14 protein-coding genes, 7 tRNA genes and 1 other RNA gene are annotated in these 24,292 nt (G+C 43.6%); 19 read left to right on the top strand and 3 right to left on the bottom strand.

Translation table 11 applies throughout. The features are described from left to right. Positions 1–70 precede the first annotated feature (70 nt). The 10 genes from AOG26_RS00645 (at position 71) to AOG26_RS00600 (ending at position 7,135) form a co-directional block, all read left to right on the top strand. Positions 71–146: transfer RNA gene (locus AOG26_RS00645), tRNA-Phe, on the top strand. Between the two features lie 70 nt (positions 147–216). Then, positions 217–292 (top strand) — tRNA-Thr (locus AOG26_RS00640). Positions 293–318: 26 nt separating this feature from the next. Next, a tRNA-Phe gene (locus AOG26_RS00635) sits at positions 319–394 on the top strand. A gap of 57 nt (positions 395–451) precedes the next feature. After that, positions 452–527 (top strand) — tRNA-Thr (locus tag AOG26_RS00630). Between the two features lie 105 nt (positions 528–632). After that, a tRNA-Phe gene (locus AOG26_RS00625) sits at positions 633–708 on the top strand. A gap of 51 nt (positions 709–759) precedes the next feature. Continuing rightward, positions 760–835: transfer RNA gene (locus tag AOG26_RS00620), tRNA-Thr, on the top strand. Between the two features lie 8 nt (positions 836–843). Beyond that, positions 844–919, top strand: a tRNA-Phe gene (locus AOG26_RS00615). Positions 920–1,407: 488 nt separating this feature from the next. Next, on the top strand, positions 1,408–2,814 hold the full coding sequence (locus AOG26_RS00610) for an efflux transporter outer membrane subunit (RefSeq protein ID WP_054560766.1): 1,407 nt from the start codon (positions 1,408–1,410) through the stop codon (positions 2,812–2,814). Between the two features lie 2 nt (positions 2,815–2,816). Beyond that, on the top strand, positions 2,817–4,055 hold the full coding sequence (locus AOG26_RS00605) for an efflux RND transporter periplasmic adaptor subunit (RefSeq protein WP_054560765.1): 1,239 nt from the start codon (positions 2,817–2,819) through the stop codon (positions 4,053–4,055). Next, complete coding sequence (locus AOG26_RS00600; RefSeq protein WP_054560764.1) at positions 4,055–7,135, top strand: efflux RND transporter permease subunit; 3,081 nt, start codon at positions 4,055–4,057, stop codon at positions 7,133–7,135. Before AOG26_RS00605 ends, AOG26_RS00600 begins: the two co-directional genes overlap by 1 nt. Positions 7,136–7,839: 704 nt before the next feature. Here the strand turns inward: AOG26_RS00600 and ssrS are convergent. Then, positions 7,840–8,023: non-coding RNA, 6S RNA (gene ssrS / locus AOG26_RS20410), on the bottom strand. A gap of 194 nt (positions 8,024–8,217) precedes the next feature. On the opposite strand from ssrS, the gene AOG26_RS00595 reads away from it, so the two are divergent. From AOG26_RS00595 to nagP, 5 genes are all read left to right on the top strand, one after another. Beyond that, entirely contained in the window at positions 8,218–8,781 is a 564-nt protein-coding gene (locus AOG26_RS00595) for a UPF0149 family protein (RefSeq protein ID WP_054560763.1), read from the top strand. A gap of 20 nt (positions 8,782–8,801) precedes the next feature. Then, positions 8,802–10,127 carry a Xaa-Pro aminopeptidase gene (gene pepP, locus AOG26_RS00590; RefSeq protein WP_054560762.1) on the top strand — a complete coding sequence of 442 codons (1,326 nt, stop codon included), beginning with the start codon at positions 8,802–8,804 and terminating at the stop codon, positions 10,125–10,127. Between the two features lie 8 nt (positions 10,128–10,135). After that, complete coding sequence (gene ubiH, locus AOG26_RS00585) at positions 10,136–11,317, top strand: 2-octaprenyl-6-methoxyphenyl hydroxylase (protein ID WP_054560761.1); 1,182 nt, start codon at positions 10,136–10,138, stop codon at positions 11,315–11,317. Further along, positions 11,314–12,480 (top strand): FAD-dependent monooxygenase, encoded by a 1,167-nt coding sequence (locus tag AOG26_RS00580; protein WP_054560760.1) that lies wholly within the window; start codon positions 11,314–11,316, stop codon positions 12,478–12,480. The genes ubiH and AOG26_RS00580 overlap by 4 nt, the downstream gene beginning before the upstream one ends. A 208-nt stretch (positions 12,481–12,688) precedes the next feature. Continuing rightward, positions 12,689–13,993 carry an N-acetylglucosamine MFS transporter NagP gene (nagP, locus tag AOG26_RS00575; protein ID WP_054560759.1) on the top strand — a complete coding sequence of 435 codons (1,305 nt, stop codon included), beginning with the start codon at positions 12,689–12,691 and terminating at the stop codon, positions 13,991–13,993. 556 nt (positions 13,994–14,549) lie between these two features. On the opposite strand, the gene AOG26_RS00570 is transcribed toward nagP, so the two are convergent. Together AOG26_RS00570 and AOG26_RS00565 are read right to left on the bottom strand one after the other, a co-directional pair. Then, positions 14,550–16,700: a TonB-dependent receptor family protein gene (locus AOG26_RS00570; protein ID WP_054560758.1), complete on the bottom strand. Its 2,151-nt coding sequence runs from the start codon at positions 16,698–16,700 to the stop codon at positions 14,550–14,552. Positions 16,701–17,252: 552 nt separating this feature from the next. Next, positions 17,253–18,098, bottom strand: coding sequence for a LysR family transcriptional regulator (locus AOG26_RS00565; RefSeq protein ID WP_054560757.1), 846 nt, complete (start codon positions 18,096–18,098; stop codon positions 17,253–17,255). A 124-nt stretch (positions 18,099–18,222) separates the two neighbouring features. Here AOG26_RS00565 and AOG26_RS00560 point away from each other — a divergent pair, with 124 nt between their 5' ends. From AOG26_RS00560 to gcvP, 4 genes are all read left to right on the top strand, one after another. Next, positions 18,223–18,822 (top strand): hypothetical protein, encoded by a 600-nt coding sequence (locus AOG26_RS00560; RefSeq protein WP_054560756.1) that lies wholly within the window; start codon positions 18,223–18,225, stop codon positions 18,820–18,822. Positions 18,823–19,002: 180 nt separating this feature from the next. Beyond that, positions 19,003–20,085, top strand: a complete 1,083-nt coding sequence (gene gcvT, locus AOG26_RS00555; RefSeq protein ID WP_054560755.1) for a glycine cleavage system aminomethyltransferase GcvT — start codon at positions 19,003–19,005, stop codon at positions 20,083–20,085. A 51-nt stretch (positions 20,086–20,136) separates the two neighbouring features. Further along, on the top strand, positions 20,137–20,526 hold the full coding sequence (gcvH, locus tag AOG26_RS00550; protein ID WP_054551324.1) for a glycine cleavage system protein GcvH: 390 nt from the start codon (positions 20,137–20,139) through the stop codon (positions 20,524–20,526). A 164-nt stretch (positions 20,527–20,690) separates the two neighbouring features. Continuing rightward, positions 20,691–23,582 carry an aminomethyl-transferring glycine dehydrogenase gene (gcvP, locus tag AOG26_RS00545; RefSeq protein WP_054560754.1) on the top strand — a complete coding sequence of 964 codons (2,892 nt, stop codon included), beginning with the start codon at positions 20,691–20,693 and terminating at the stop codon, positions 23,580–23,582. The last annotated feature ends 710 nt before the right edge of the window (positions 23,583–24,292 follow it).

Raw genomic sequence — 24,292 nt, 5'->3', positions numbered from 1 at the left:
CTGTGCAAACAGTTAGAATCCTCAAAAAAAAGTTGACTTGAGAAGGCAAAACCCGTTTAATACGCCGCACGCCCAGATAGCTCAGTCGGTAGAGCAGAGGATTGAAAATCCTCGTGTCGGTGGTTCGATTCCGCCTCTGGGCACCATTATTTAATATATTGGTGTTTAATTTATGCTTTAAACATCAGTATCGTGCATAGCACACAGATTTAGTGTGCCGACTTAGCTCAGTTGGTAGAGCAACTGACTTGTAATCAGTAGGTCATCCGTTCAACTCGGATAGTCGGCACCATTTATTTTTAAACGAAAGTTTAAAATGCCCAGATAGCTCAGTCGGTAGAGCAGAGGATTGAAAATCCTCGTGTCGGTGGTTCGATTCCGCCTCTGGGCACCATTATTTGATAATCTCTTTTAAAGTGATTATAGTGCACAACGCACGCGATTTTAGTGTGCCGACTTAGCTCAGTTGGTAGAGCAACTGACTTGTAATCAGTAGGTCATCCGTTCAACTCGGATAGTCGGCACCATTTATTCTTAAACGAAAGTTTAAAATGCCCAGATAGCTCAGTCGGTAGAGCCATCGGGAATTGCATTGAAAATCCTTGTTGATATTCTGCATAAAACTAAATATTGCCCAGATAGCTCAGTCGGTAGAGCAGAGGATTGAAAATCCTCGTGTCGGTGGTTCGATTCCGCCTCTGGGCACCATTATTTATAATCACAATGTGATTAAGTGCTAAACGCACACAGGTTTAGTGTGCCGACTTAGCTCAGTTGGTAGAGCAACTGACTTGTAATCAGTAGGTCATCCGTTCAACTCGGATAGTCGGCACCATTTATTTTGCCCAGATAGCTCAGTCGGTAGAGCAGAGGATTGAAAATCCTCGTGTCGGTGGTTCGATTCCGCCTCTGGGCACCATTGATTCAAAGCCTCGCAATCGCGAGGCTTTTTTGTTTCTGTCACCTCCAAATCACGATTTTACATCCCCCTAGGCGTGAAATTTAAAGAGCTATCAGCTTTCAGCCGTCAGCTATCAGATTTTAAATACATAAGTTAGCGAGTTAGCAATGGGAAAGAGTAAAGTTAGATTGTGCCCGCACATTGCTATGGCTAAACCCGGTACCGTAGGCGTGAAATTTATTTCGCGCGAATAAGAATAATAAGTTCTTGTATAAGAGAATAACTACATGGAAGATTTTCGATAGCTGATAGCTGATAGCTGATAGCTGATAGCTGATAGCTGATAGCTGATAGCTGATAGCTGATTGTTTGCAACTTACCTCCATTTTCCTACCGTTCATCGTCCCCAAATGTAAGGCAGTGTAATGTTATGTAAAGTCAGTTGAGCAAAACTTAACGTGGTGCTTGAATTACACTCATAAATAGATGTTTTTCAGGTTTTTAGAATGAATTGGCAATATAAGCCGAGTTTATTGGCTTTAAGTGTAATTTTGCTAAGTGCATGTGCGAGCCAGCCGACTCACAATGAACGAGTTGCTGAGCTTGATACTGTACCAAGTGCATGGCAGCAACTCCCTTCTGGCGACAAGGCGCTTGCTGTTGAAGATAACTGGTTGCAGCAATTACACGACCCTCAAGTTTTTACTTTAGTTGAGCAAGCATTAGCCCATAACCAAGCGATTTTACAAGCGGGCTATGATGTCGCGATTAAAGAGCAGCAGCTTATTGCTGCTGGGGCTGATTTATGGCCAAGCCTTGATTTATCAACACGTGCGAGCCGTAGTAAAGATAACCGCCCTGTTAGTTATAACAATGCTAGTTCTGCATCATTAGAATTAAGCTACGAAGTTGATTTATGGGGAAAATTGTCGGCCTCAGAACGACAAGCAAACCTTGAGTACCTAGCTGAAAAAGCCACCTTTGCACAAAGCAAGCAACAATTAGTCGCTGATGTGGTAGCGGGTTGGTTTGATGTTATTACTAACCACAAATTACTTGAGCTATATAAGCAGCGTGAGCAAAACGCTGAGAAAAATTTAGATATTATTGAGTCAGGTTATCGCCAAGGTCTAAATGAAGCACTTGATGTTTATCTTGCTCGTAATGAGCTAAATACCGAGCGCTCGAACATTGCGGCGCAGCAAGCAACGTTAACTAAATCGATTCGCGATTTAGAGCGTTTAACAGGCCAATACCCAACTGGCGCGTTAAGCGTTAGCGCAGATTTACCACTACTCGATAGTGCTATTCCACTAGGTTTACCTTCAGAGCTTATCACTCGCAAACCTGAGTTAATGGCAAGCTGGTATCAATTACTTAGCACCGATGCTGGGCTTGCTTACGCGCACAAACAGCGTTTTCCGAGCTTAAATCTTTCTGCATCAATGAGTGATAGCACAGATAGAGTGAGCGACTTATTTTCGCCTTCAAGCTTAGCGTGGTCGCTGATTGGTAGTATTTCGATGCCAATTTTTGAAGGGGGTCGCTTAAAAGCCAATGAAGAACAAGCAAGACTAAGCGTTAAGCGCCAAGAACAGGCGTATCTTGCCACACTTTATGATGCCTTTAACGATGTTGAAACAGCCATCAGCCAAGAGCAAGCGCTTAAAGTACGCTATGAAAAAACCATAGAAGCGCAAGAAAATGCCATTACCGCAGAGGCATTAGCGTTTGAACAATATCAAAGTGGCTTGGTTACCTACACCACGGTACTCGATGCACAAGACCGTTCGTTTAATGCGCAAAGCTCGGTAATCGAAATTAAAAACCAGTTAATTATTAATAGAATCAACTTACATATTGCCCTTGGTGGTGATTTTAGTGAAGCAAACAGCGAAGTAGCAGAGCAATAATCATGAATAGCAAGACACGTAAAATTTTAATTCCATTGGTAGTAATTGTTGTGACGGTACTGCTTGTCATGTTTATTAAAGGCAACCCGCCTCAAGCAAACCGCTTTTCTTCACCGCCAAAAGCAAAAGTAAATGTGGCAGTTAAGACCCTAACACCAGAAACCTATCAGGTGATGATTGATAGTTTTGGCACCGTAAAGCCACGTACGCAAAGTATGCTAGTCGCGCAGGCTTCAGGGCAAATTATCGAAATTAGTGAGCAATTTCGTGAAGGTGGCTTTTTCGAAAAAGGCGATGTGTTGTTGCAACTAGATGATAGAGATCACCGCGCCGAAGTAAAATCAGCACAAGCGACGTTATTAACCGCTGAGCAAAGCTTACTTGAAGAGCAAGCTCGTGGTCGTCAAGCTATTACTGATTGGGAGCGCTTAGGCAAGGGTGAACAAGCAAGTAGCCTGGTATTGCGTAAGCCACAACTTGCAGCAGCCGAGGCAAGTGTATTGTCTGCCCAAGCGACGCTTGAAAAAGCCAAACTTGATTTAGAGCGTACAAAAATCACTGCTCCATACGCGGGGCGAGTTTTAAGCCGCAGCGTAGATTTAGGCCAAGTGGTGAGTAATAACATGGAACTTGCCAGCATTTATGCGATTGACCGTGTTGAAATTCGCTTACCAATCAAAAATAAAGATCTGCCGTTCATTAACTTACCAGAACAATTTCGTGATGGTGCTAAAAATAGCGCAGGTTCACTCGTTAAATTTAGCTCAGATCTTGTTGGTAAACAGCAATGGCAAGGTCAAGTTATTCGCACCGAAGGGGCCATTGATGAAAGCGCGCAGCAGCTTTACGTGGTTGCACAAATTAATGACCCTTACAAAGCCACTTCTGCGAATCAGTATCCAATTAAAATTGGTCAGTACATCAAAGCGCAAATTACCGGCAAAGCGGTTGAAAATGCCATTGTGATCCCAAACAGCGCAATTTACCAAGGCACGTACGTTTATATTGAAGAACAAGGTGTATTACGTCGTAAAAACATCTCACTGGCTTGGCAAAACGCGACTCAAGCTATGGTTGCCGAAGGCTTATCAGCAGGAGAACACTTAGTGATTACTCCGCTTGGACAAGTTAGCTCAGGTACACAAGTTACCGTTATGGGTAGTGAAGCATATCAAGCTACGCGTGGTAAAGCACAGCGCCCAAGCAATCAAGAGCCGCCTAAAGAGCAAGGAGCGCAATAATGATCGCTTGGTTTACAAAGAATCATGTTGCAGCAAACTTATTGCTGATCAGCATTTTATTAGCGGGGCTATTTAGCGTTTCGACGCAAATACCACTCGAAGTGTTCCCTTCATTTGAAGCAGACCGTATCAGTGTTAGCGTGACCTTACGTGGCTCAACACCTGAAGATGTTGAAAAAGGTGTCGCTATCCGTATTGAAGAAGCGGTGCAAGATCTCGAAGGGATCAAGCGTATTACTAGCCGCTCATCAGAAGGCTCTGCCTCGGTATCAATTGAAGTAGATACCGGCTATGACCCACGGGAGCTATTAGCCGATATAAAAAGCCGGGTTGATGCCATTAACACTTTTCCGGTTGATGCCGAAAAACCAGTTGTAGCCCTTGCACAGCGCACTCGTGAAGTAATAGCGGTAACCGTGTCGAGTGAATACGGCGAAAAAGAAACTTTAGAATACGCCGAGCAGGTACGTGATGACTTATTACGCTTGCCAGAAATCACTCAGGTAGAGCTAAGTGGGGTGCGTGATTACGAAATTGCTATTGAAGTAAGCCAAGATACATTACGCCAATATGATTTACGCTTATCGGACATTTCTTCAGCAATTAGTAATTCAAGTACCGATGTTTCTGCAGGTAACTTAAAAACACAAGGGGGTGATGTACTCATTCGCTCAAAAGGCCAAGCCTATCGTAAAGATGAGTTTGCCCAAGTTGTGGTGAAGTACCAAGCTGATGGTACCATTATTCGCCTAGGTGACATTGCTCGTATTACTGATGACTTCGAAGAAACCCCAGTTCGCACGCGATTCAATGGTAAGCAAGCGGCGTTTATTGATGTGTACCGTATTGGTCCGCAAAGTGCGATTGAAGTTGCTGATGCGGTAAAAAATTACATTACCGAGCATCAAAGCCAGCTACCTGAAGGGTTTGAGTTAAGCTTTTGGGATGACGACTCTGAAATCGTGAAAAGCCGTATTGCTACACTGACAACCAATGCTATTCAAGGTGGTATTTTAGTTCTTGCATTACTTACCTTGTTCTTGCGTCCTGCCATTGCGTTTTGGGTGTTTATTGGTATCCCTGTGTCATTCATGGGCGCGTTTTTAGCAATGCCAATTTTTGGTATTACGCTTAATGTAATGAGTTTATTTGGTTTTATTTTGGTACTTGGTATTGTTGTTGATGATGCCATTGTGACCGGTGAAAATGTCTACACCCACCTAAAAACAGCCGAAAGTGGTGAGCAAGCTGCTATTCGTGGTACGCAAGAAGTTGCGACACCCGTTACCTTTGGTGTACTTACAACGGTTGCTGCATTTTTACCATTAGCCTTTATCGAAGGTAACCGTGGTGCCTTATTTGCGCAAATTCCTGTTGTCGTTATTCCGGTATTACTGTTCTCTTTAATAGAGTCTAAATTTGTTCTGCCGGCTCACTTAAAGTACTTAAAACTACGAAGTGAAAAAAGTAATCCGTCAAAACTGCAGCAGTTTCAGCAGCGTTTTGCCGATGGCTTTGAACACGCCATTATGAAGTACTATCAGCCGCTACTAAATGTTGCACTAAAGAATAAATTAGCAACTGTCAGCTTGTTCGTAGGGGTTTTCTTCATCATTTTGACCCTGATCACCAGCGGTTGGACGAAGTTTATATTCTTCCCACGTATACCAAGTGAAACCGTTCGCGCAGAGCTAACATTCCCTGCTGGAACACCGTTTGAAGTGACCAACAAGTACATCATCGATATGTCAGAGAAGGCCAAAGAGCTACAAGACAAGTATCGCGATGAAGATGGTCAAAGCGTGATTTTAAATATTTTGGCAACCACGGGTGGCCGTGGTGGTTCGTCAAATACAGGTAGTGTGCGCTTTGAAATCACACCAGCCGAAAAACGTGAATCAGATATCGGCTCTCGAGAGCTTGCCAGTGAATGGCGTGACCTTATTGGTATTATACCGGGCGCAGAGAGTGTGACTTTCCGTGCTGAATTTGGTCGCAGTTCAGATCCTATTGATGTGCAGCTAAGTGGCAGCTCAATCGACACCCTTGAAGCTGTGGCAGAAAAGGTAAAAGAGCGTTTAGCAACTTACCCAACTGTGTACGAAATTGCTGATAGCATGTCAGATGGTAAAGACGAGCTGCAAATTGAGCTAACAGAGCAAGGTTTAGCGCTTGGTTTAAACCGTGTTGATGTATCACAGCAAGTGCGTAATTCCTTCTTTGGTGCGCAAGTTCAACGTATTCAACGTGGTCGTGATGATGTGCGTGTAATGGTGCGTTTGCCAATTGAAGAGCGCCGCTCAGTTGCTGATTTAACCGATATTTTAATTAAAACCCCAACGGGTGGCACAGTGCCATTGTCGCATGTGGCGACCTTAGTACCGGGGCAAAGTCCATCGTCTATTTATCGTATTGATCGCTATCGCACGTTGAATGTGACAGCCGATGTTGAAAAATCAAATACCAATATGACGGTACTGCAAGCAGATTTAAAAACCTACTTAGATGAGCTCATGGTGCAATACCCAGGGGTTGATTACTCTCTCGAAGGTGAAGCCAAAGAGCAGCGAGAGTCATTTGGTTCATTGGCTTGGGGCCTCGTGTTTGTATTCTTTATTATTTATGCGTTATTAGCGATACCGTTTAAATCATACTTACAGCCATTAATTGTGATGAGTGTTATTCCGTTTGGCATGATAGGTGCGGTAATGGGCCACTGGGTAATGGGCATGGAGTTAACCATTATGAGCTTACTTGGCATGTTAGCCCTGATAGGTGTTGTAGTGAATGACTCTTTGGTACTGGTTGATTTTATCAATAAGAAACGTGAAGAGGGCGGTGATTTACTTGAAACCGTTAAGCTTGCCGGTGCGGCACGTTTTCGCCCTGTTATGCTAACCAGTTTAACCACCTTTATTGGCTTAATGCCGCTGTTATTTGAAAAAGCAACGCAAGCACAATTCCTTATTCCAATGGCAGTAAGCCTTGGTTTTGGGATTATCTTCGCAACGCTTATCACCTTGCTATTAGTGCCAGTTAATTATCTATTAATGGAGCGTTTTCAAGGGTGGTTTAAGTAGGGGCGATAGGTTAAAAGCATGTGTGTTGGGTAGAGTGAAGTGAAACCCAACGCACAGGAGCTTTCAGCTTTCAGCCCTCAGCTATCAGAAAAACAAATAAGTTAACGAGTTAGCAAGGGGAAAGAGTAAAGTTAGATTGTGCCCGCACATTGCTATGGCTAAACCCGGTACTGTAGGCGTGAAATTTATTTCGCGCGATATTTCTTAAATAACGGGTAAGACGTAGGTCGGGCTTTAGCCCGTCAATGTTAGCGATTATGTGTCGCCATAAATGACGACCTACAGTGCTTGACTCATTAGCTCGTAGGTTGGTTAGAGCAGAGCGAAACCCAACATACAGGAGCTATCAGCTTTCAGCTATCAGAAAAACAAACAAGTTAGCAAGGGGGAAGAGTAAAGTTAACGACTGCCGAGATGTAGGAGGCGTTTCAACGCCGAAAACTAAAATTTCTTGTAAAAGGGAAATATAAGGAAAGTATTGATAACTTGAAACTTGAAACTTGAAACTAAATAGTACCGTAGGCGTGAAATTTATTTCGCGCGAATAAGAATAATAAGCTCTTGTATAAAAGAAAAACTACATGGAAGATTTTCGATAGCTGATAGCTGATAGCTGATAGCTGATAGCTGATAGCTGATAGCTGATAGCTGATAGCTGATAGCTGATAGCTGATAGCTGATAGCTGATAGCTGATAGTTTGATGGTGTTCCCCAAGTATGCGGTGCCCGGTGTCAGTCCTGAAACCTTGAGGTTTCAGGGCGGGGATCTGCGGTCTACCGTAGGCTTCTCGGTACATGCCGAGCTTGCACAATAGTAAACGAACAGAAACCCTAACATAAAATTTATCGGCTCAGGGACTTAACCAAGCTCCTGCACCCTAGGGAACACCTTCAGTATATAAGACAAGTTTCAATCCTTAAACCATAGAAGTAAAAAAAGCGGATCGTTCGGGTAGTTTTTCCCCACCTTTAACTGCTTATTTACTTTTCAGATTGCTTTTTGACCTCAATCATACAATTAATTGGAGTTGCGATTTATCGAGTGGTAGCATGGCGTTACTTAGCCGAACAAAGAAAAAGTTATGAGCACGTTACCTGATTACCAACAAGCCCAATTGTTATTAGAAAAGAATGAAATTTTTGTCGCACCAGCCGAAGCCCATGGTGTGATCAGTGGTTTATTAGCCTGTGGCATCAATATCGAAGCCGACGAATACTTAGGTTTATTAAGCGATGTATTCAATGATGGCTTAGCCTTCAATAAAGATTTAAAAGCATTTTTTGCTGATGTGTATTCTCATGTTGTTGCCAGCTTTAGCGATGAAGAATTTCAGTTTGACCTATTCTTACCAAGCGACGACGAAACACTGATCGATTTAGCCAATGGCTTAGTATCTTGGGTATCGGGTTTTATGCTTGGTTTTGGTTTAAAACAAAAAGATTACGGCAAGTTATCTGCTGACGTGAAAGAAGTGATCAGCGATTTTAGTGAAATTACCCGCCTAGACACCATGTTTGAAGAGACCGAAGAAGACAGCCAAGCACTCCACGAAGTGATTGAGTATGTGCGTGTTTCTGCGCTTTTATGTTTTGCTGAATTAGGCAAAGAGCCTGCAGATAAAAACCCTAAGAAGACCCTTCACTAATCAAATTACAGAGGTTTAGCATGTCGTCTATTGCAATAGATAAAGCTGAATTTAAAGCCCGCCGCGAGCGCTTGCTTGCTATGATGGATAAAAATAGCGTGGCTATTATTCCTGCGGCTGGAGAAGTAACACGTAGCCGTGATACTGAATATGCATTTCGCCAAGACAGTGACTTTTTCTACCTAACAGGGTTTAACGAACCAGATGCAGTTTTAGTGCTTTGCCCGTCAAGCGATACACCAAGTACGCTTATTTGCCGTAATAAAGATAAACTAGCTGAAATTTGGCATGGCCGTAGAATTGGCTTCGAAAAAGCTAAATCAGAGTACTTATTCGACGCAACTTGCCCACTTAGTGAACTAGATGAACAATTATTAGATTTGGTGAACGGCCAGCAGATTTTATTTTATGCACAAGGCACTTACGCAAATTTCGATGCAAAGGTTTGGGACTTATTAAACACACTTCGCGGCGCACCTAAAAAAGGCTATAAAGCACCGCATACCATTAAAGATATTCGTGGTTTAGTGCATGAAATGCGTTTGTTTAAATCTGACGCAGAATTAAACATTATGCGTACAGCTTGTGAAATTAGTGCACAAGGCCATATTCGCGCGATGCAGTTTGCCAAACCAGGCGCAACTGAATACCAATTAGAAGCAGAGCTTCATCACCATTATGCAATGAATGGTGCCCGTCATCCTGCTTATGGCACGATAGTCGGCAGTGGCGATAACGCTAACATTTTGCACTACACACAAAATGACGCTGAGCTAAAAGATGGCGATTTAGTGTTAATTGATTCTGGCTGTGAACTTGAAGGTTATGCGGCAGATATCACACGTACTTTCCCAATCAATGGCAAGTTTAGCGAACCTCAAGCAGCGCTTTACAACATTGTATTAGCAGCTCAAGAAGCAGCATTCAGCCAAGTAAAGCCAGGCGGTAGTTTATCGAAAGCGAATGAACTGGCCTCAACGGTATTAACGCAAGGGCTTATTGATTTAGGCATTTTAACCGGTGAGCTTGATGAGCTAATGGCAAACCAAGCGTGCAAAGCATTTTACATGCATGGCCTTGGTCATTGGTTAGGGTTAGACGTACACGATGTTGGCGAATATAAGCTTGATGAAAAAGAGCGCGTATTTGAGCCGGGCATGGTGCTCACAATCGAACCGGGTTTATATATTAGCGAAGATGCAAAAGCACCAGAGCAATATAAAGGCATCGGTATTCGTATCGAAGATAACTTACTTGTCACTAAAGATGGCCATGAAAACCTGACCATTTCGGTTCCTAAAACCATTAGTGACATTGAAGCAGTGATGCAAGCAAACAAAGGCTAGGAGCAAGCGTGGCAAAGCAGTTTGATGTTGTCATTATCGGCGGTGGAATGGCAGGTGCAAGTTGTGCCCTAGGCCTAAAACAGAGCAATAAGCAGTTATCAATCGCTGTAATTGAAGCAAATGAAGTGAGCGCAAACTATCATCCAAGCTTTGATGATAGAAGCATTGCGCTGGCTCAGCAGTCTGTTCAGTACTTAAAATCAATCAATGCGTTTGATTGCCAAGCACCATTTGCGGCAGCGATTAAAAAAGTCACTGTGTCTGATCGTGGTCATTTTGGTAAAACGCATATTGATTGCCAAGAATATGGTCATGATGCCCTTGGTTATGTGGTCGAAGTGAACCCATTTGGGCGCAGCCTTCATCAGCAACTTACGCGTACTGATGTTAGTTTGTTTTGCCCTAATACGGTTGCCAAGCTTGAATACCAAAGCGATTTTGCCAACATCACGCTGAGCTCGGGCGAGCAGTTAAGCGCAAAGCTTGTGGTGATTGCTGATGGCGCTCATTCGCAAAGCCGTAAACTGGCTAATATTGAATTTAATACCCGCGCATATCAGCAAGCGGCGATTATTGCCAACATCGAAGTGGCTGGCGGTCATCATAATCATGCCTTTGAGCGTTTTACTGAGCACGGCCCAATGGCACTGTTGCCAATGAGTAATAACCGATATTCACTGGTGTGGTGCATGGAGCCTGAGCAAATTGAGCACACTATGGCGCTTGAAGACGATGCCTTTTTAGCTGCGTTACAAAAAGCATTTGGTTACTGCGGCGGCGCATTTAGTAAAGTGGGTATGCGCGCAAGTTATCCGCTTGTGTACGGTAAAGCAGAATCACTGAGCAGCCACCGTACGGTATTAATTGGTAATGCAGGGCATGCTATTCACCCAATCGCAGGGCAGGGCTTTAATTTAGGCCTACGTGATGTGCAATTATTGTGTGATATGGCAAACCGAAGCGACCTTGGTGATTACGCTTTTACGCGTAATTACAGCCAAACTCGCAGTAAAGATATTACTACCGTGATGACACTCACAGACAGCCTAGTGCGTTTGTTCTCTAACTCATCACGATTGCTCGCGCTTGGTCGCAGCATTGGCCTTTTCTCAATGGATTTATTCTCCTCGTTAAAAACCCCGCTGGCAAAACAGCTTATGGGTCAGGTTAAGCAAGGTAAACGGATATGAAACAAGCACAAGTTTGTATTGTCGGTGGTGGCTGTGTTGGCCTTACGCTAGCACTTGGTTTAGCAAAAGCAGATATCAGCGTTGTGGTGATTGATGCGAGTAAAAATCAAACCTTACCGGGTGATGATTACGCACTTCGCGTGAGCGCATTGAGCTTAGCTAGTCAGGGCTTATTCGAGTCTTTAAATGTATGGTCAGAGATCATTAAACAACGTGCTACACCGTATACGTCGATGGATGTACGTGATCAAGACAGCTTTGGTAAAATTCATTTTGATCATAACGATCTCGATTTGCCGCAGCTGGGTCATATCGTCGAAAACGATATTATTCGCTACGCTTTAATTAGCGAACTTGAAAAGCAAAGTAATGCTACTTTACTGTTCGAAACCCGCTATCAGCAAATTCATCAAACTGACTCTGATGTGTTTATTACTCTTGAAAGCGGCGAGCCTGTGATTGCTAAATTATTAGTAGCGGCTGATGGGGCTAACTCGGCTATTCGCAAGCAGTTCAACATGCCAATTACCTTCAAAGATTATGACCATCACGCCATTGTTGCCACGGTTAAAACCGCTGATGAGCATAACAACACAGCACGCCAAGTGTTTTTACCAACCGGGCCGCTGGCGTTTTTACCCTTGCCAGATAACCATACGCACTCAATTGTTTGGTCAACAAGCCCTGAGCATTGCGACACACTTTTAGCGCTTGATGATAGCAACTTTAATAAAGCGGTTATGGCAGCCCTTGATGGCCAATGTGGTTTATGTGAAGTGCAAAGTGAGCGCATGGCGTTTCCACTTAAGATGCGTTATGCCCAGCAGTGGGTGTCGGGCAAAGTAGTATTAATGGGCGATGCAGCGCATACCATTCATCCATTAGCTGGTTTAGGTATGAACCTTGGCCTAAAAGACGCTGCTTATTTAATTGAGCTATTAAGTAATGAGCAAGGCGAGTTTGCAAGTGCACGCACGCTGCGTGATTATGAACGTACTCGTAAGCTTGATGCACAAAAACATATTGCCATGATGCAAGGCTTAAAAGAGCTATTTGCGGGCGCTAATCCACTGAAAAAGCTTGTACGTGGTGTTGGTTTAAGCCTTGTAGACAGCCTTGGCCCCATTAAACATTTGTTTGCAAAAGAAGCAATTGGTAAATAACACCTAACTAGTTGTTACTATTTAGTTTAAGCCGCAGCTAAGCAATTAGCTGCGGCTTTTTTGCACTTATATGAACGCAAAATGATAGCGCTGTCATTTTTGTTAGTGTATGATTAAATTTTTGTGATTGGTATGGAAATTAAACAGCTCTGTTGAGTTGTATACTAGATTCCAACCAAATAAAAATAATTAAACTAAGAGAACAATTATGGAAGCAACGGTTGAGTGTGACAACAACACAAAACAAAGCATCTGGCTGCCAATGGTATTGGCTGGCTCAATGTTTTTTATCTTAGGGTGTATAACGTGGCTTAATGGTGCAATTACACCATTTTTGCAGCAAATGCTTGAGCTTTCGCCGTTACAAGCTTCGTTTATCATCTCTTCTTTTTATATTGCGGTAACAGTTGCCGGTATCCCATCGGCGATGCTGATCAAACGCGTTGGTTATAAGAATGGTATGGCGATTGGCTGTGCGATTATGGCTTTATCGGCGCTGATGTATATTCCGGCTGCGAAACTGCAAATGATCGAAATTTTCTTGTTCGCACAGTTAATGATAGGTGTTGGACAAACCGTGCTACAAACCGCTGTTAACCCATACGTGGTGAAAATGGGCTCTGAAAAATCAGCCGCTGTGCGCGTGTGTATCATGGGCTTATTAAACAAATTTGCGGGTGTTATCGTGCCGGTGATTTTTGCAGCTGTAGTAGTAAGCGGTGTTGTTGATGGTGCAGGTAAATTATCACAAGAGCAAAAAGACATTATGGCAAATAGCCTTATCATGCCTTATGTGTTGATTGCTGCTTTAATCATGTTATTTGCCGCCTTTGCGAAATTTGCACCATTACCTGATTTAGTGTTTGATGAAGACGAAACATCAAACGGTAAAGGTGAAATTAAAGAAACCCTAGCACACCCTCACTTAGTTTTAGGTGTAGTGGGTATTGCTTTATACGTTGCTGTTGAAGTTATTGCAGCAGATACCATTGGCTCGTACGCTTTACAAATTGGCGTTGCCGACTACTCAGTTATGACCTCTTACACTATGGCGTGTATGTTGATTGGTTACGCGATTGGTATTTTGACTATTCCACGCTTTATGAGCCAACAAACAGCGTTATTAATGTCGGGTATTGCTGGTATTATCACCGTGATGTTAGTGGTACTTGGTAGCAATGACTCGTTTATTATTTCAAATCTATTATTAGTGCCATTTGGTGGCCCACAATTACCAGACCCATTGTTATGCATTGCGTTATTAGGCTTTGCTAATGCCATGGTTTGGCCTGCAATTTGGCCACTAGCTTTAGCTGGCTTAGGTCGCTTAACAGGCACTGCATCAGGGTTATTGATCATGGGTATTGCTGGTGGTGCACTAGGCCCATTATTAATCGGTTTAGGAAACGTAGCAGGCCTTGGTGCACAAGGCGCTTACATTGTGATGATCCCAAGTTATGTATTCATTTTATTCTACGCCTTAAAAGGCCATAAGATGAGAAGCTGGAAATAACCCAGCAAACTAATTTTTCAAGTTAGGCAAAGCCGCGGTACGCCCATCACCGCGGCTTTTTTGATCTTAAACTAAAGCTATCAGCTTTCAGCCGTCAGCTATCAGATTCAAAGTTAGCGAGTTACAAGGGTAAAGAGTAAAGGGGAAAGTTTGCGAGATGCGAGTTGTAGGAGGCGTTTTAACGCCGAAAAAAGTCAAAGGGGGAGGTATTCCAACCCAAAAAAACACTATGCTGTTAGCACCTAGCACCTAGCACCTAGCACCTAGCACCTAGCACCTAGCACCTAGCACCTAGCACCTAGCACCTAGCACCTAGCACCGTAGGCGTGAAATTTATTTCGCGCGATGATCTATTTAAAACGTGTCATGTAAGCAGAACGACTACATATTTCATTTACTACGCGATATAAAATCGCAGCTACAATTTTGAAAACTCGCAACTCGCAACTCGCAACTCGCAACTCGCAACTCGCAACTCGCAACTCGCAACTCTCATCCACAAAAAAGCCGTGGGATTTTCATCACACGGCTTTTGATATTTCGCTTAGTCGTTTTATTAGAACGAGTAGCTGTAACCTAGTTGTAGGGTACGTGGTTTACCTGGTTGAATACCGCCGTTTGCACGGTTTGCAACGTAGGTTTTGTCAAACAGGTTATCTACTGTTAGGTATACTTTTTGTTTGTCGTCGATTAGGTATTTAGCTGCTAAATCCCATACAACGCGGCTGTCGATTGCATTGCGACCTGAGTCTGTTAAGTCTGCGTGTGCATCAGACACATAACGCATTTGCGTATCGAATACGAAGCTTGAGAACTCAGCACCCACTGAAAGCGCTAATTGGTTTTCAGGTACGTATGGCATTGCATCGCCTTTTTCTACGCTACCCCAAAGATCCGATTCAAACGCATTGTCGAACTCAGAATCAGTGTAAGTGTAAGTTAAGCGAACTGGGAATGAAGCTGCGTTAGTAGCAAATACTTTACCTGCGCTTAGCTCAAAACCAGACACAGATACTTCACCGTAGTTGTATTGGTCGCCAATATTGTCATCGCTACAACCTACAGCCGCAGTACAGTTACCGTGCATGTTTGTGTAGTCAGAGTTAAAGTAAATTACTTCACCTTGAATGCCAGCGTAATCGTAACGACCACCTAGCTCAATGTTAACACTCTCTTCTTCTTCTTGATCCGCATTACCTGGGGCTGCTGGTGCGTAACCTTTTTGAATACCAGCAAGAAGCGTTAGGTTATCGCTTACAGTGTAAGTAGCACCTAGTGATGGTACTAAGATTTCAGTGTCGTTGCTGATATCTTTTGTTAAACCATTTTCACGGTTTGGATCAGACTTAGCCCATTCAACACGTTTGATTGTGATGTCTTCGTAGCGAAGACCTGCACTAATGACTAATGCATCAAGTGACCACTCATCTTGAATGAATAGGGTAGTTGCTTCAGCGCTATCTAAACGGTTGCTGTTTGAACCTGGAACGCCTTTTTCTGTAAGCGTCATTGATAGGTCTTGGTTAAGCGTGTACTTGTCTTCCCATTGGAAACGATCCATTTCATCTTCGTGGTAACGTGCACCAACTGTGATGTAGTGGTTGCCCGCAGGGATATGGAATTCAGTTTGTAAGCCTTTCGCTTGGTAATCACGGTTATTCGCTTTTACGCCAACACCTTCAATACCTTCGCTCGTTGGGTTTGCTTCAAACTCGCTGTATTGCTCAAGGTAGCTGCTGCTTACTTTGCTTGCTTTATACCAGTTACGGTGGAAATCGTTCAGGTAAGCTGTAGCAAGTAGCTCGTAACCTTTACCAAAGCGGTATGCATAGTTGATTTGGTATGCATTGTGTTGTGTGTTCATTTCATCGTTTTGCGATGCAGCATAACGACGGTAAGGGTTTTCTTTGTAATCAGCGTCAGTTAAGCCCATGTAAGTTTCGTCAGAGCGCTCGTCTGAGTACTTTAACTTCATTTCTAGGCTGTGTGCTTCGTTATCACCAAAGTCAAAACCAAACTTTAATAAGAAATCATTCTTTTCGAAGCCAGTGTTGTCGCTACCAACTGGTAAATCTTTAAAGCCATCTGCGCCGTAAGTGAATACTTCTACAAGGCCCGCAGCATTGTTTTTCTTTTTACCGAAGTAAGCATGACCTTTGTAGAAGCCATCGCTACCAAGTTCAGCATTAAGTAAACCTTTAGACCCTTCAGTTGGTAAGCTACGAGAAACTAAGTTTAAAACACCGCCTGTTGTACGTGGGCCATACTTAACAGAAGCTGCACCTTTAAGTACTTCGATTGACTCCATACGACCCATAGTAGGGAAGTAGTAAGCAGAAGGCGCTGAGTAAGGTGCTGGTGCTACAAGTACACCATCTTCCATTACGGAGATTTTGTCGTTACGACCCGTACCCGTACCACGCATACCGATGTTAGGACGAAGGCCGTAGCCGTCTTCTTCTTGTACATATACACCCGGTACAGCACTTAAAACACGAGAGATATCAGTATATTCAAACTTTTCTAGTTCTTGCTCATCAATAAAAGTAGCAGAGCCAGGAATATCGTTAATTGCAGATGCAGAGCCAATTACAGTGATTTGCTCGAAGCTTTTCTCTTCTTTAGTTACATCTTTTGCAAAAGCATTAGCGCTTAAAGATAAAGCGACTGCAGTCGAAAGCGTAGAAACAATAAACTTAGGTGTCATTGTGTGTCCTGTATATGTTTAGATTTTTTTAACCGGCGCAATTAAAACATGTAAAAAAATGCGAATCAATCCTATTTGTAATAAAACAGGTCTGAACTGTAAGTTTATGAAATAAATCAAATATAATGAATATAGTAGTATTGTAATACCAGTCTGGGGTTTTGAGTAGTGTTAAGTAAAACTTAACAGGGTGGAGCCATCAGCTTTCAGCCGTCAGCTATCAGATTGAAAGTTAGCGAGTTAGAAAGAGTAAAGGGGAAAGGTACGAGTTTCGAGGGAGGAGATGCGAAATGCGAGTTGTAGGAGGCGTTTTAACGCCGAAAAAAGTCGATTTGGTAGGGAGCTCCCTTTACCAATTCAAAACCAACACTATGCTGTTAGCACCTAGCACCTAGCACCTAGCACCTAGCACCTAGCACCTAGCACCTAGCACCTAGCACCTAGCACCTAGCACCTAGCATACGCGATATAAAATCGCTGCTACAATTTTGAAAACTCGAAACTCGAAACTCGAAACTCGAAACTCGAAACTCGAAACTCGCTAACTCAAACCTACGTTAAACGTAGGGCGATGAATTCGGCGAGTTTGTCTACGGCGGTACCGGGGTCGTCGGTGCGTTTGATTAAACTAATACCGATTTGACCAAGCTCGGGGAGATCTTTGGTTTGTAGTTGGTAGTTAAGCTCATTCGGTACGGTGCTTTTTGCAAGCACTGTAATGCCTAAGCCTTCTTTTAATGCCGCAGTTAGGCCTGTTAAGTCGGCATTACTGTAAGCAATGCGGTATTTAATACCCGCACTTTGTAGTGCTTCGATTGCGCGGCGGCGATAAATACATCCCTCAGGGGCGGTTACAAGCGTGACCACATCGTTCTGTGCAAGGTTTAAATCACCCACCCATACTAGTTGGTCTTGCATAAAAATAGGGAACTTGGCAGATTCTAGCTCTTCGTTTAATGCCAGTACTAAATCGAATTGGTCTTGGCGCGAAACCGACAACAAATGTTTACTCAAACGAGAGCGCACTTCGAGCGATACGTCAGGGTAGAGGGCCACAAAGTCACCAATAATTGAAGGTAAAATACGTGCGGCAAATTCACTGGGGATCCCCAAGCGCACTTTACCGGTCACGTTTTCGCTGGTGAACTGCTGCAAAATGGCATCGTTTTGTTGCAGCATTTGCTTCGCTAATGGCATAAGCAATTCGCCGTATTGATTAAGCACTTGGCGCTGGCCTTGCTTTTTAAACAGCTTATGGCCCAGCATATCTTCAAGGCGCTTTATTTGTAAGCTCACAGCTGGTTGCGATAGCCCCAATAATTCACCTGCTTTGGCAAATCCGCCAACTTCAACAACAGTGACTAAAGTACGTAAACTATCGGTAGAAATGTTTTTCATTAAAAAATTCTATTTATAGGGCTATGTATATAAGCATTATTTATCAATTGATAAATAATTACAATTTGTTGTTGCCAGCACGGCGCAATATACTTCAAGCATTAACGATTGATAGGTGTCACATATGACTTTTACGCCAATAATGTTTGCTCGCCACAGCCAAGCTGAGACCCCAGCAGACAACGTGCTACAAGCAAATAGCGATACTGCCATTATGGATTTTAGTGGCACTGAAGCAATCCCATTTTTAACGGCTATTTTAGGTCTTGATATTAATAAGCTAACCGCCAGCGGTTTAGGCTTACGCAGTTCATTAGACGATGACCTAACAAGCAGCTACGCTTATGCCCTGTATTACTTTAACGAAACTGCATTTCGTTTTGTGCTAGGTAAAGATGCCAGCGTGCAATTACAGTCGCTTATTAATGAGCAACAACTACGTTACGACATTGATTATGTAATGCGTGACGACTTAAGCGCGCTAACCCTAAGTGGTGAGCAAGCGTTTGATGCCTTGGTCGACAGCTTTAAGCTAACGCCGGGGCTTCGTTTATCAGACATGCGCAGCTGTTATGGTGCACAAAGTGGTGAGGTATTTATTACCGCCATAGATAACCAAGCAACACAGCAATTTCAGCTGGTGGCGCGCCAAGCAGAGCTTGATAAATGGCAAACGCACTTGCAGCAGCTCGGCTTTGATTTAGCCTTAGCCAACGTTGCTTAAAAGATAAAATTTTTAAAACAGCTACGCACTTGGGTGTTTAGCTGTTTTTTAGTTACAAAATCGCAATTTGGGTGTGACAACTGTGCAACTAATGTATAATCGCCGCCCATGTTATTCCCCCTCATTAAATTGAGGCCACGCCCCACAACTTGTGGGTTAATTTAAAAGTGAAGGAATATTATGACTTCTAAAACAGTTTTACATGCTAAGCACCTTGAAGCTGGCGCAAAAATGGTTGATTTCCACGGCTGGGAAATGCCAATCAACTACGGCTCACAAATCGAAGAGCATAATGCGGTTCGCACAGATGCAGGTATGTTTGACGTATCTCACATGACTATTGTCGATATTCAAGGCGAGCAAGCGCAAGCGTTCTTACGTAAGCTAGTTGCAAACGACGTTGCTAAGTTAACTGTACCAGGTAAAGCACTTTACACAGGTATGCTTAACGAAGAAGGCGGCGTAATCGACGATCTAATCATCTACTTCTTCTCAGAAACGAACTACCGTTTAGTAGTTAACTCAGCAACACGTGAAAAAGATTTAGCGCATTTAGCTAAAGTTTCGGCTGATTTCGCCGTAACGGTTACTGAGCGTCCTGAGTTTGCAATGATTGCCGTTCAAGGCCCTAACGCACGTGCTAAAACAGCAACAGTACTTAACGCAGAGCAACAAGCTGCTGTTGAAGGTATGAAGCCTTTCTTTGGTGTGCAAGCAGGTGATTTATTTATTGCGACAACAGGCTATACTGGCGAAGATGGTTATGAAATCGTAGTACCTAACGATCAAGCTGCTGATTTATGGCAACAACTTCTAGACGCAGGCGTAGCGCCAGCAGGTCTAGGTGCACGTGATACGTTACGTCTTGAAGCGGGTATGAACCTTTACGGCCTAGATATGGACGAAAGTGTTTCTCCACTTGCTGCAAACATGGCGTGGACAATCGCATGGGAGCCAGAAGATCGTAAGTTTATCGGTCGTGAAGTATTAGAACAGCAACGCGCTGACAAGAGCACAGACAAACTAGTTGGTTTAGTGCTTGAAGAAAAAGGCGTATTGCGTAGCGGTTTAAAAGTCATCGTTGAAGGTGGTGAAGGGGTGATTACCTCTGGTACATTCTCACCAACCCTTGGTCACAGTGTTGCGCTAGCACGCGTTCCGCGTTCAACTGGCGAAACAGCCCAAGTAGAGATGCGTAAAAAACTGGTTAACGTTAAGGTTGTTAAACCTTGCTTTGTACGTAACGGCAAATCAGTTATCTAAACTATAAAAAATTTGGTGTTATCACCCAATATAAACCAAAGGAACAAAAAGATGAGCAATATCCCAAGCGAATTAAAATATGCTACTTCACACGAGTGGGTTCGCGACGAAGGTGACGGTACGTTTACTGTAGGTATCACTGAGCACGCACAAGAACTTCTTGGCGACATGGTATTCGTTGAATTACCAGAAGTAGGTGATGAAGTTGACGCGGGTGAAGACTGCGCAGTAGCTGAGTCTGTAAAAGCAGCATCAGACATCTACGCACCAATCGGCGGTGAAATCGTTGCAATCAACGAAGAGCTTGAAGATTCGCCTGAAACAGTAAATAACGACCCGTACACTGACGGTTGGTTATTCCGTATCAAAGCATCTGACACATCAGAGCTTGATAACCTGTTAGACGCTGAAGGCTACGCTAACACAATCGACGAAGACTAATTAATTAGTCACGCCGACTAAAAGCCCCTCATAAGTGGGGCTTTTATGATTTTATAGCTTACTTTTCCATACGCTGTAAGTTACTGAATCAACCTGTTTTTAAGTTATTGCCAGTTACCCATTGGCAGTAACCACTTTTTTTTGGATCATAGGAATCTGGACAAATGTCAAACGCCAAATCTCTTGAACAATTAGAGCAAAAGCAAGATTTTATTCGCCGTCACATTGGGCCAAGCCCAGCGCAAGTAAGCGACATGCTGAGCGCTCTTGGAGTATCGAGTGTTGAAGAGCTGATCGGTCAAACGGTACCTGCAAGCATTCGCTTAGAGCAAGGTTTATCAATTGGCGAAAGCCGCACTGAAGTTGAAACACTAAGCTACTTAAAATCAGTAGCAAGCAAAAACAAAGTGTTCAAATCATACATCGGTCAAGGCTACCACCCAACTCACGTACCACACGTAATTTTACGTAACGTACTTGAGAACCCAGGCTGGTACACTGCGTATACACCATACCAACCAGAGATTGCACAAGGTCGTTTAGAATCATTATTAAACTTCCAGACTATGACCCTAGACCTAACTGGTCTTGATTTAGCAAGCGCGTCATTACTTGACGAGTCAACGGCTGCTGCAGAAGCAATGGGCCTTGCAAAGCGTGTTGCTAAAGCTAAAAAAGCAAACATCTTCTTCATTGCTGATGACGTACACACGCAAACAATCGACGTTGTTGCTACACGTGCAGACCAGTTTGGTTTTGAAGTGGTTGTTGGTCCTGCAAGCGAAGCGGCTAATCATGAGATTTTTGGTGCATTATTCCAATACCCATCAACAACCGGTGAAATCACTGACGTAACTGACCTAATCGCACAAGTACAAGACAAAAAAGCGATTGCCTGTGTTGCTGCAGACATCATGAGCTTATTAATGCTTAAAGCACCAGGTAAACTAGGTGCAGACGTAGTACTTGGTTCAGCACAGCGTTTTGGTGTACCTATGGGTTACGGTGGTCCACACGCTGCATTCTTCGCAACACGTGACAAGTACAAGCGTTCACTACCAGGTCGTATTATCGGTGTTTCTAAAGACCGCTTAGGTAACGACGCATTACGTATGGCAATGCAAACACGTGAACAACACATTCGACGTGAAAAAGCCAATTCAAACATCTGTACTGCGCAAGTACTACTAGCGAACATGGCAGCGTTCTACGCGGTTTACCATGGTCCACAAGGCCTTAAAACTATCGCTGAGCGTATCCACCGTTTTGCAGACATCTTAGCGGCAGGCTTAAAAGCGAAAGGTGTAAACCTTAAGCACGACACATGGTTCGATACACTGACTGTTGTTGCAGATAACAAAGACGAAATCGTTGCACGTGCAGTAGAGCACGGCGTTAACTTTGCGTCTAACCGCGCAGGTGAATACTCAATTTCTGTATCAGAAACAACAACCCGTGCAGACGTAGCTGAGTTATTCGACATCATCTTAGGTGAAGGCCACGGCCTAAGCGTTGACGCACTTGCAAACGAAATCGAAGTAAATGGCAGCAACTCAATTCCTGCAAGCCTAGTACGCGATGACGAAATTTTAACGCACCCTAACTTCAACTCGTACCACAGCGAGACTGAAATGTTGCGTTACATCAAGCGTTTAGAGAACAAAGACTTAGCGCTTAACCACTCAATGATCTCATTAGGTTCATGTACTATGAAACTTAATGCGACAGCTGAGATGATCCCAATCACTTGGCCTGAGTTTGCAAACTTACACCCATTCTGCCCACTTGATCAGGCTGCGGGTTACCAAATCATGATGACAGAACTACATGATTGGTTAGTAAACATCACAGGTTACGATGCAGTTTCACTACAACCTAACTCAGGTGCACAAGGTGAATACGCAGGCTTAATCGCGATTCGTAAATACCACGAGTCACGTGGTGAAGGTCACCGTAACGTATGTTTGATCCCAAGTTCAGCGCACGGTACAAACCCAGCGTCTGCACAAATGGCAAGCATGAAAATTGTGGTTGTTGACTGTGATAAAAACGGTAACGTTGATATGGCAGACCTTAAAGCGAAAGCCGAAGAGGTATCTGAAAACCTATCTTGTATCATGATCACTTACCCATCTACACACGGTGTTTACGAAGAAACAATTCGTGAAATCTGTGACATCGTGCATGAGCACGGCGGTCAAGTGTACATGGATGGCGCAAACATGAACGCGCAAGTAGGTGTTACAAGCCCAGGTTCAATTGGTTCTGACGTATCGCACCTTAACCTACACAAAACATTCTGTATTCCACACGGTGGTGGTGGTCCAGGTGTTGGCCCTATCGGTGTTAAATCTCACCTAGCGCCATTTATGCCTAACCACAGCGTAATTAATGTTGCTGGCACAAACATCGGTAACGGTGCGGTTTCTGCTGCCCCTTACGGCTCAGCAGCTATTTTACCAATCTCGTGGGCATACATTGCCATGATGGGCTCTGAAGGCTTAAAACAAGCAACAGAAATGGCTATCGTGAACGCTAACTACTTATCTGAGAAGCTAAGCGAGCACTTCCCAATTTTATACCGTGGCCGTAACAACCGCGTTGCGCACGAATGTATTGTTGACCTACGCCCACTTAAAGAGCAAACAGGCATCACTGAAATGGACGTAGCTAAACGTCTACAAGACTACGGTTTCCATTCACCAACTATGTCATTCCCAGTAGCTGGCACACTAATGATTGAGCCAACTGAGTCTGAGTCTAAAGTTGAGATCGACCGTTTCATCGAAGCAATGGTGTCAATCAAGTCAGAAATCGACCGTATCGCATCTGGCGAATGGTCAATTGAAAACAACCCGCTAGTGTTTGCACCGCACACACAAGCAGACGTACTAGGCAATGAGTGGGATCGTGCATACGACCGTTTCTACGCAGCATTCCCAGTACCAAGCGTAGCAAAAGACAAATTCTGGCCTACAGTAACCCGTATCGATGACGTATACGGCGACCGTAACCTAGTTTGTTCATGCCCAGCGGTGGAGACATACCGTGACTAAGGTTTGATTATATTCAAATGCCAAAAAGCCGTTGCAGCAATGTAACGGCTTTTTTGTGTTTTGGAGAAAGTTAGCGAGGGGAAAGGGGAAAGTTGCGAGTTTCGAGGGACGAGATGCGAGTTGTAGGAGGCGTTTTAACGCCGAAAAAAGAGCTATTAGATATTAGTCGTCAGAAGCTAGATTAAAAATACTCAAGCTAGCGAGTTTCGAGGGGAAAGGGAAAAGAGAAAAAGAGCTTTAAGCTATAAGTTAGATTGTGCCTGTGCATAGCCAAAGCTAAGCACGATACCGTAGGCGTGAAATTTATTTCACGCGCAATGTTATTTTGTAGGGGCAGGCTTTAGCCGCGATTTTTTTATAAATAAAAAATCTTATTCAAGGTTTTGTCGCGCTCGGGACGGCAGCCAAGAGGAGATGCCGCTGACCCCTCTCTGGACTCTCCCTGCGCCACCCGTGCATCATGCGGCTTCCTCAAAACACGATTAATATGAACGTAAACGGCGAAGATAGGTCATCTATGGCCTAGTTTCGCTAAATCGCGCATCCATGTGCAATATTCCTCTTCAATCGCTTATTTTCAGGGCGTGATGACGGGGGGAGGGAGGTGTTAAACGTGAGATTGGGAGTTAGTCTTGGCAAAATTAAAGTGTTTATAAAATGTTTCAAAGAAATACATTACTCGATTTTTGTAAAGAAATTGGGTAATGTAT

This window comes from Pseudoalteromonas sp. UCD-33C (genome assembly GCF_001306895.1).
Taxonomy (GTDB): domain Bacteria; phylum Pseudomonadota; class Gammaproteobacteria; order Enterobacterales; family Alteromonadaceae; genus Pseudoalteromonas.
Note: the sequence above shows the minus strand (reverse complement) of the source record. Positions and strands in the feature narration are given on the sequence as shown.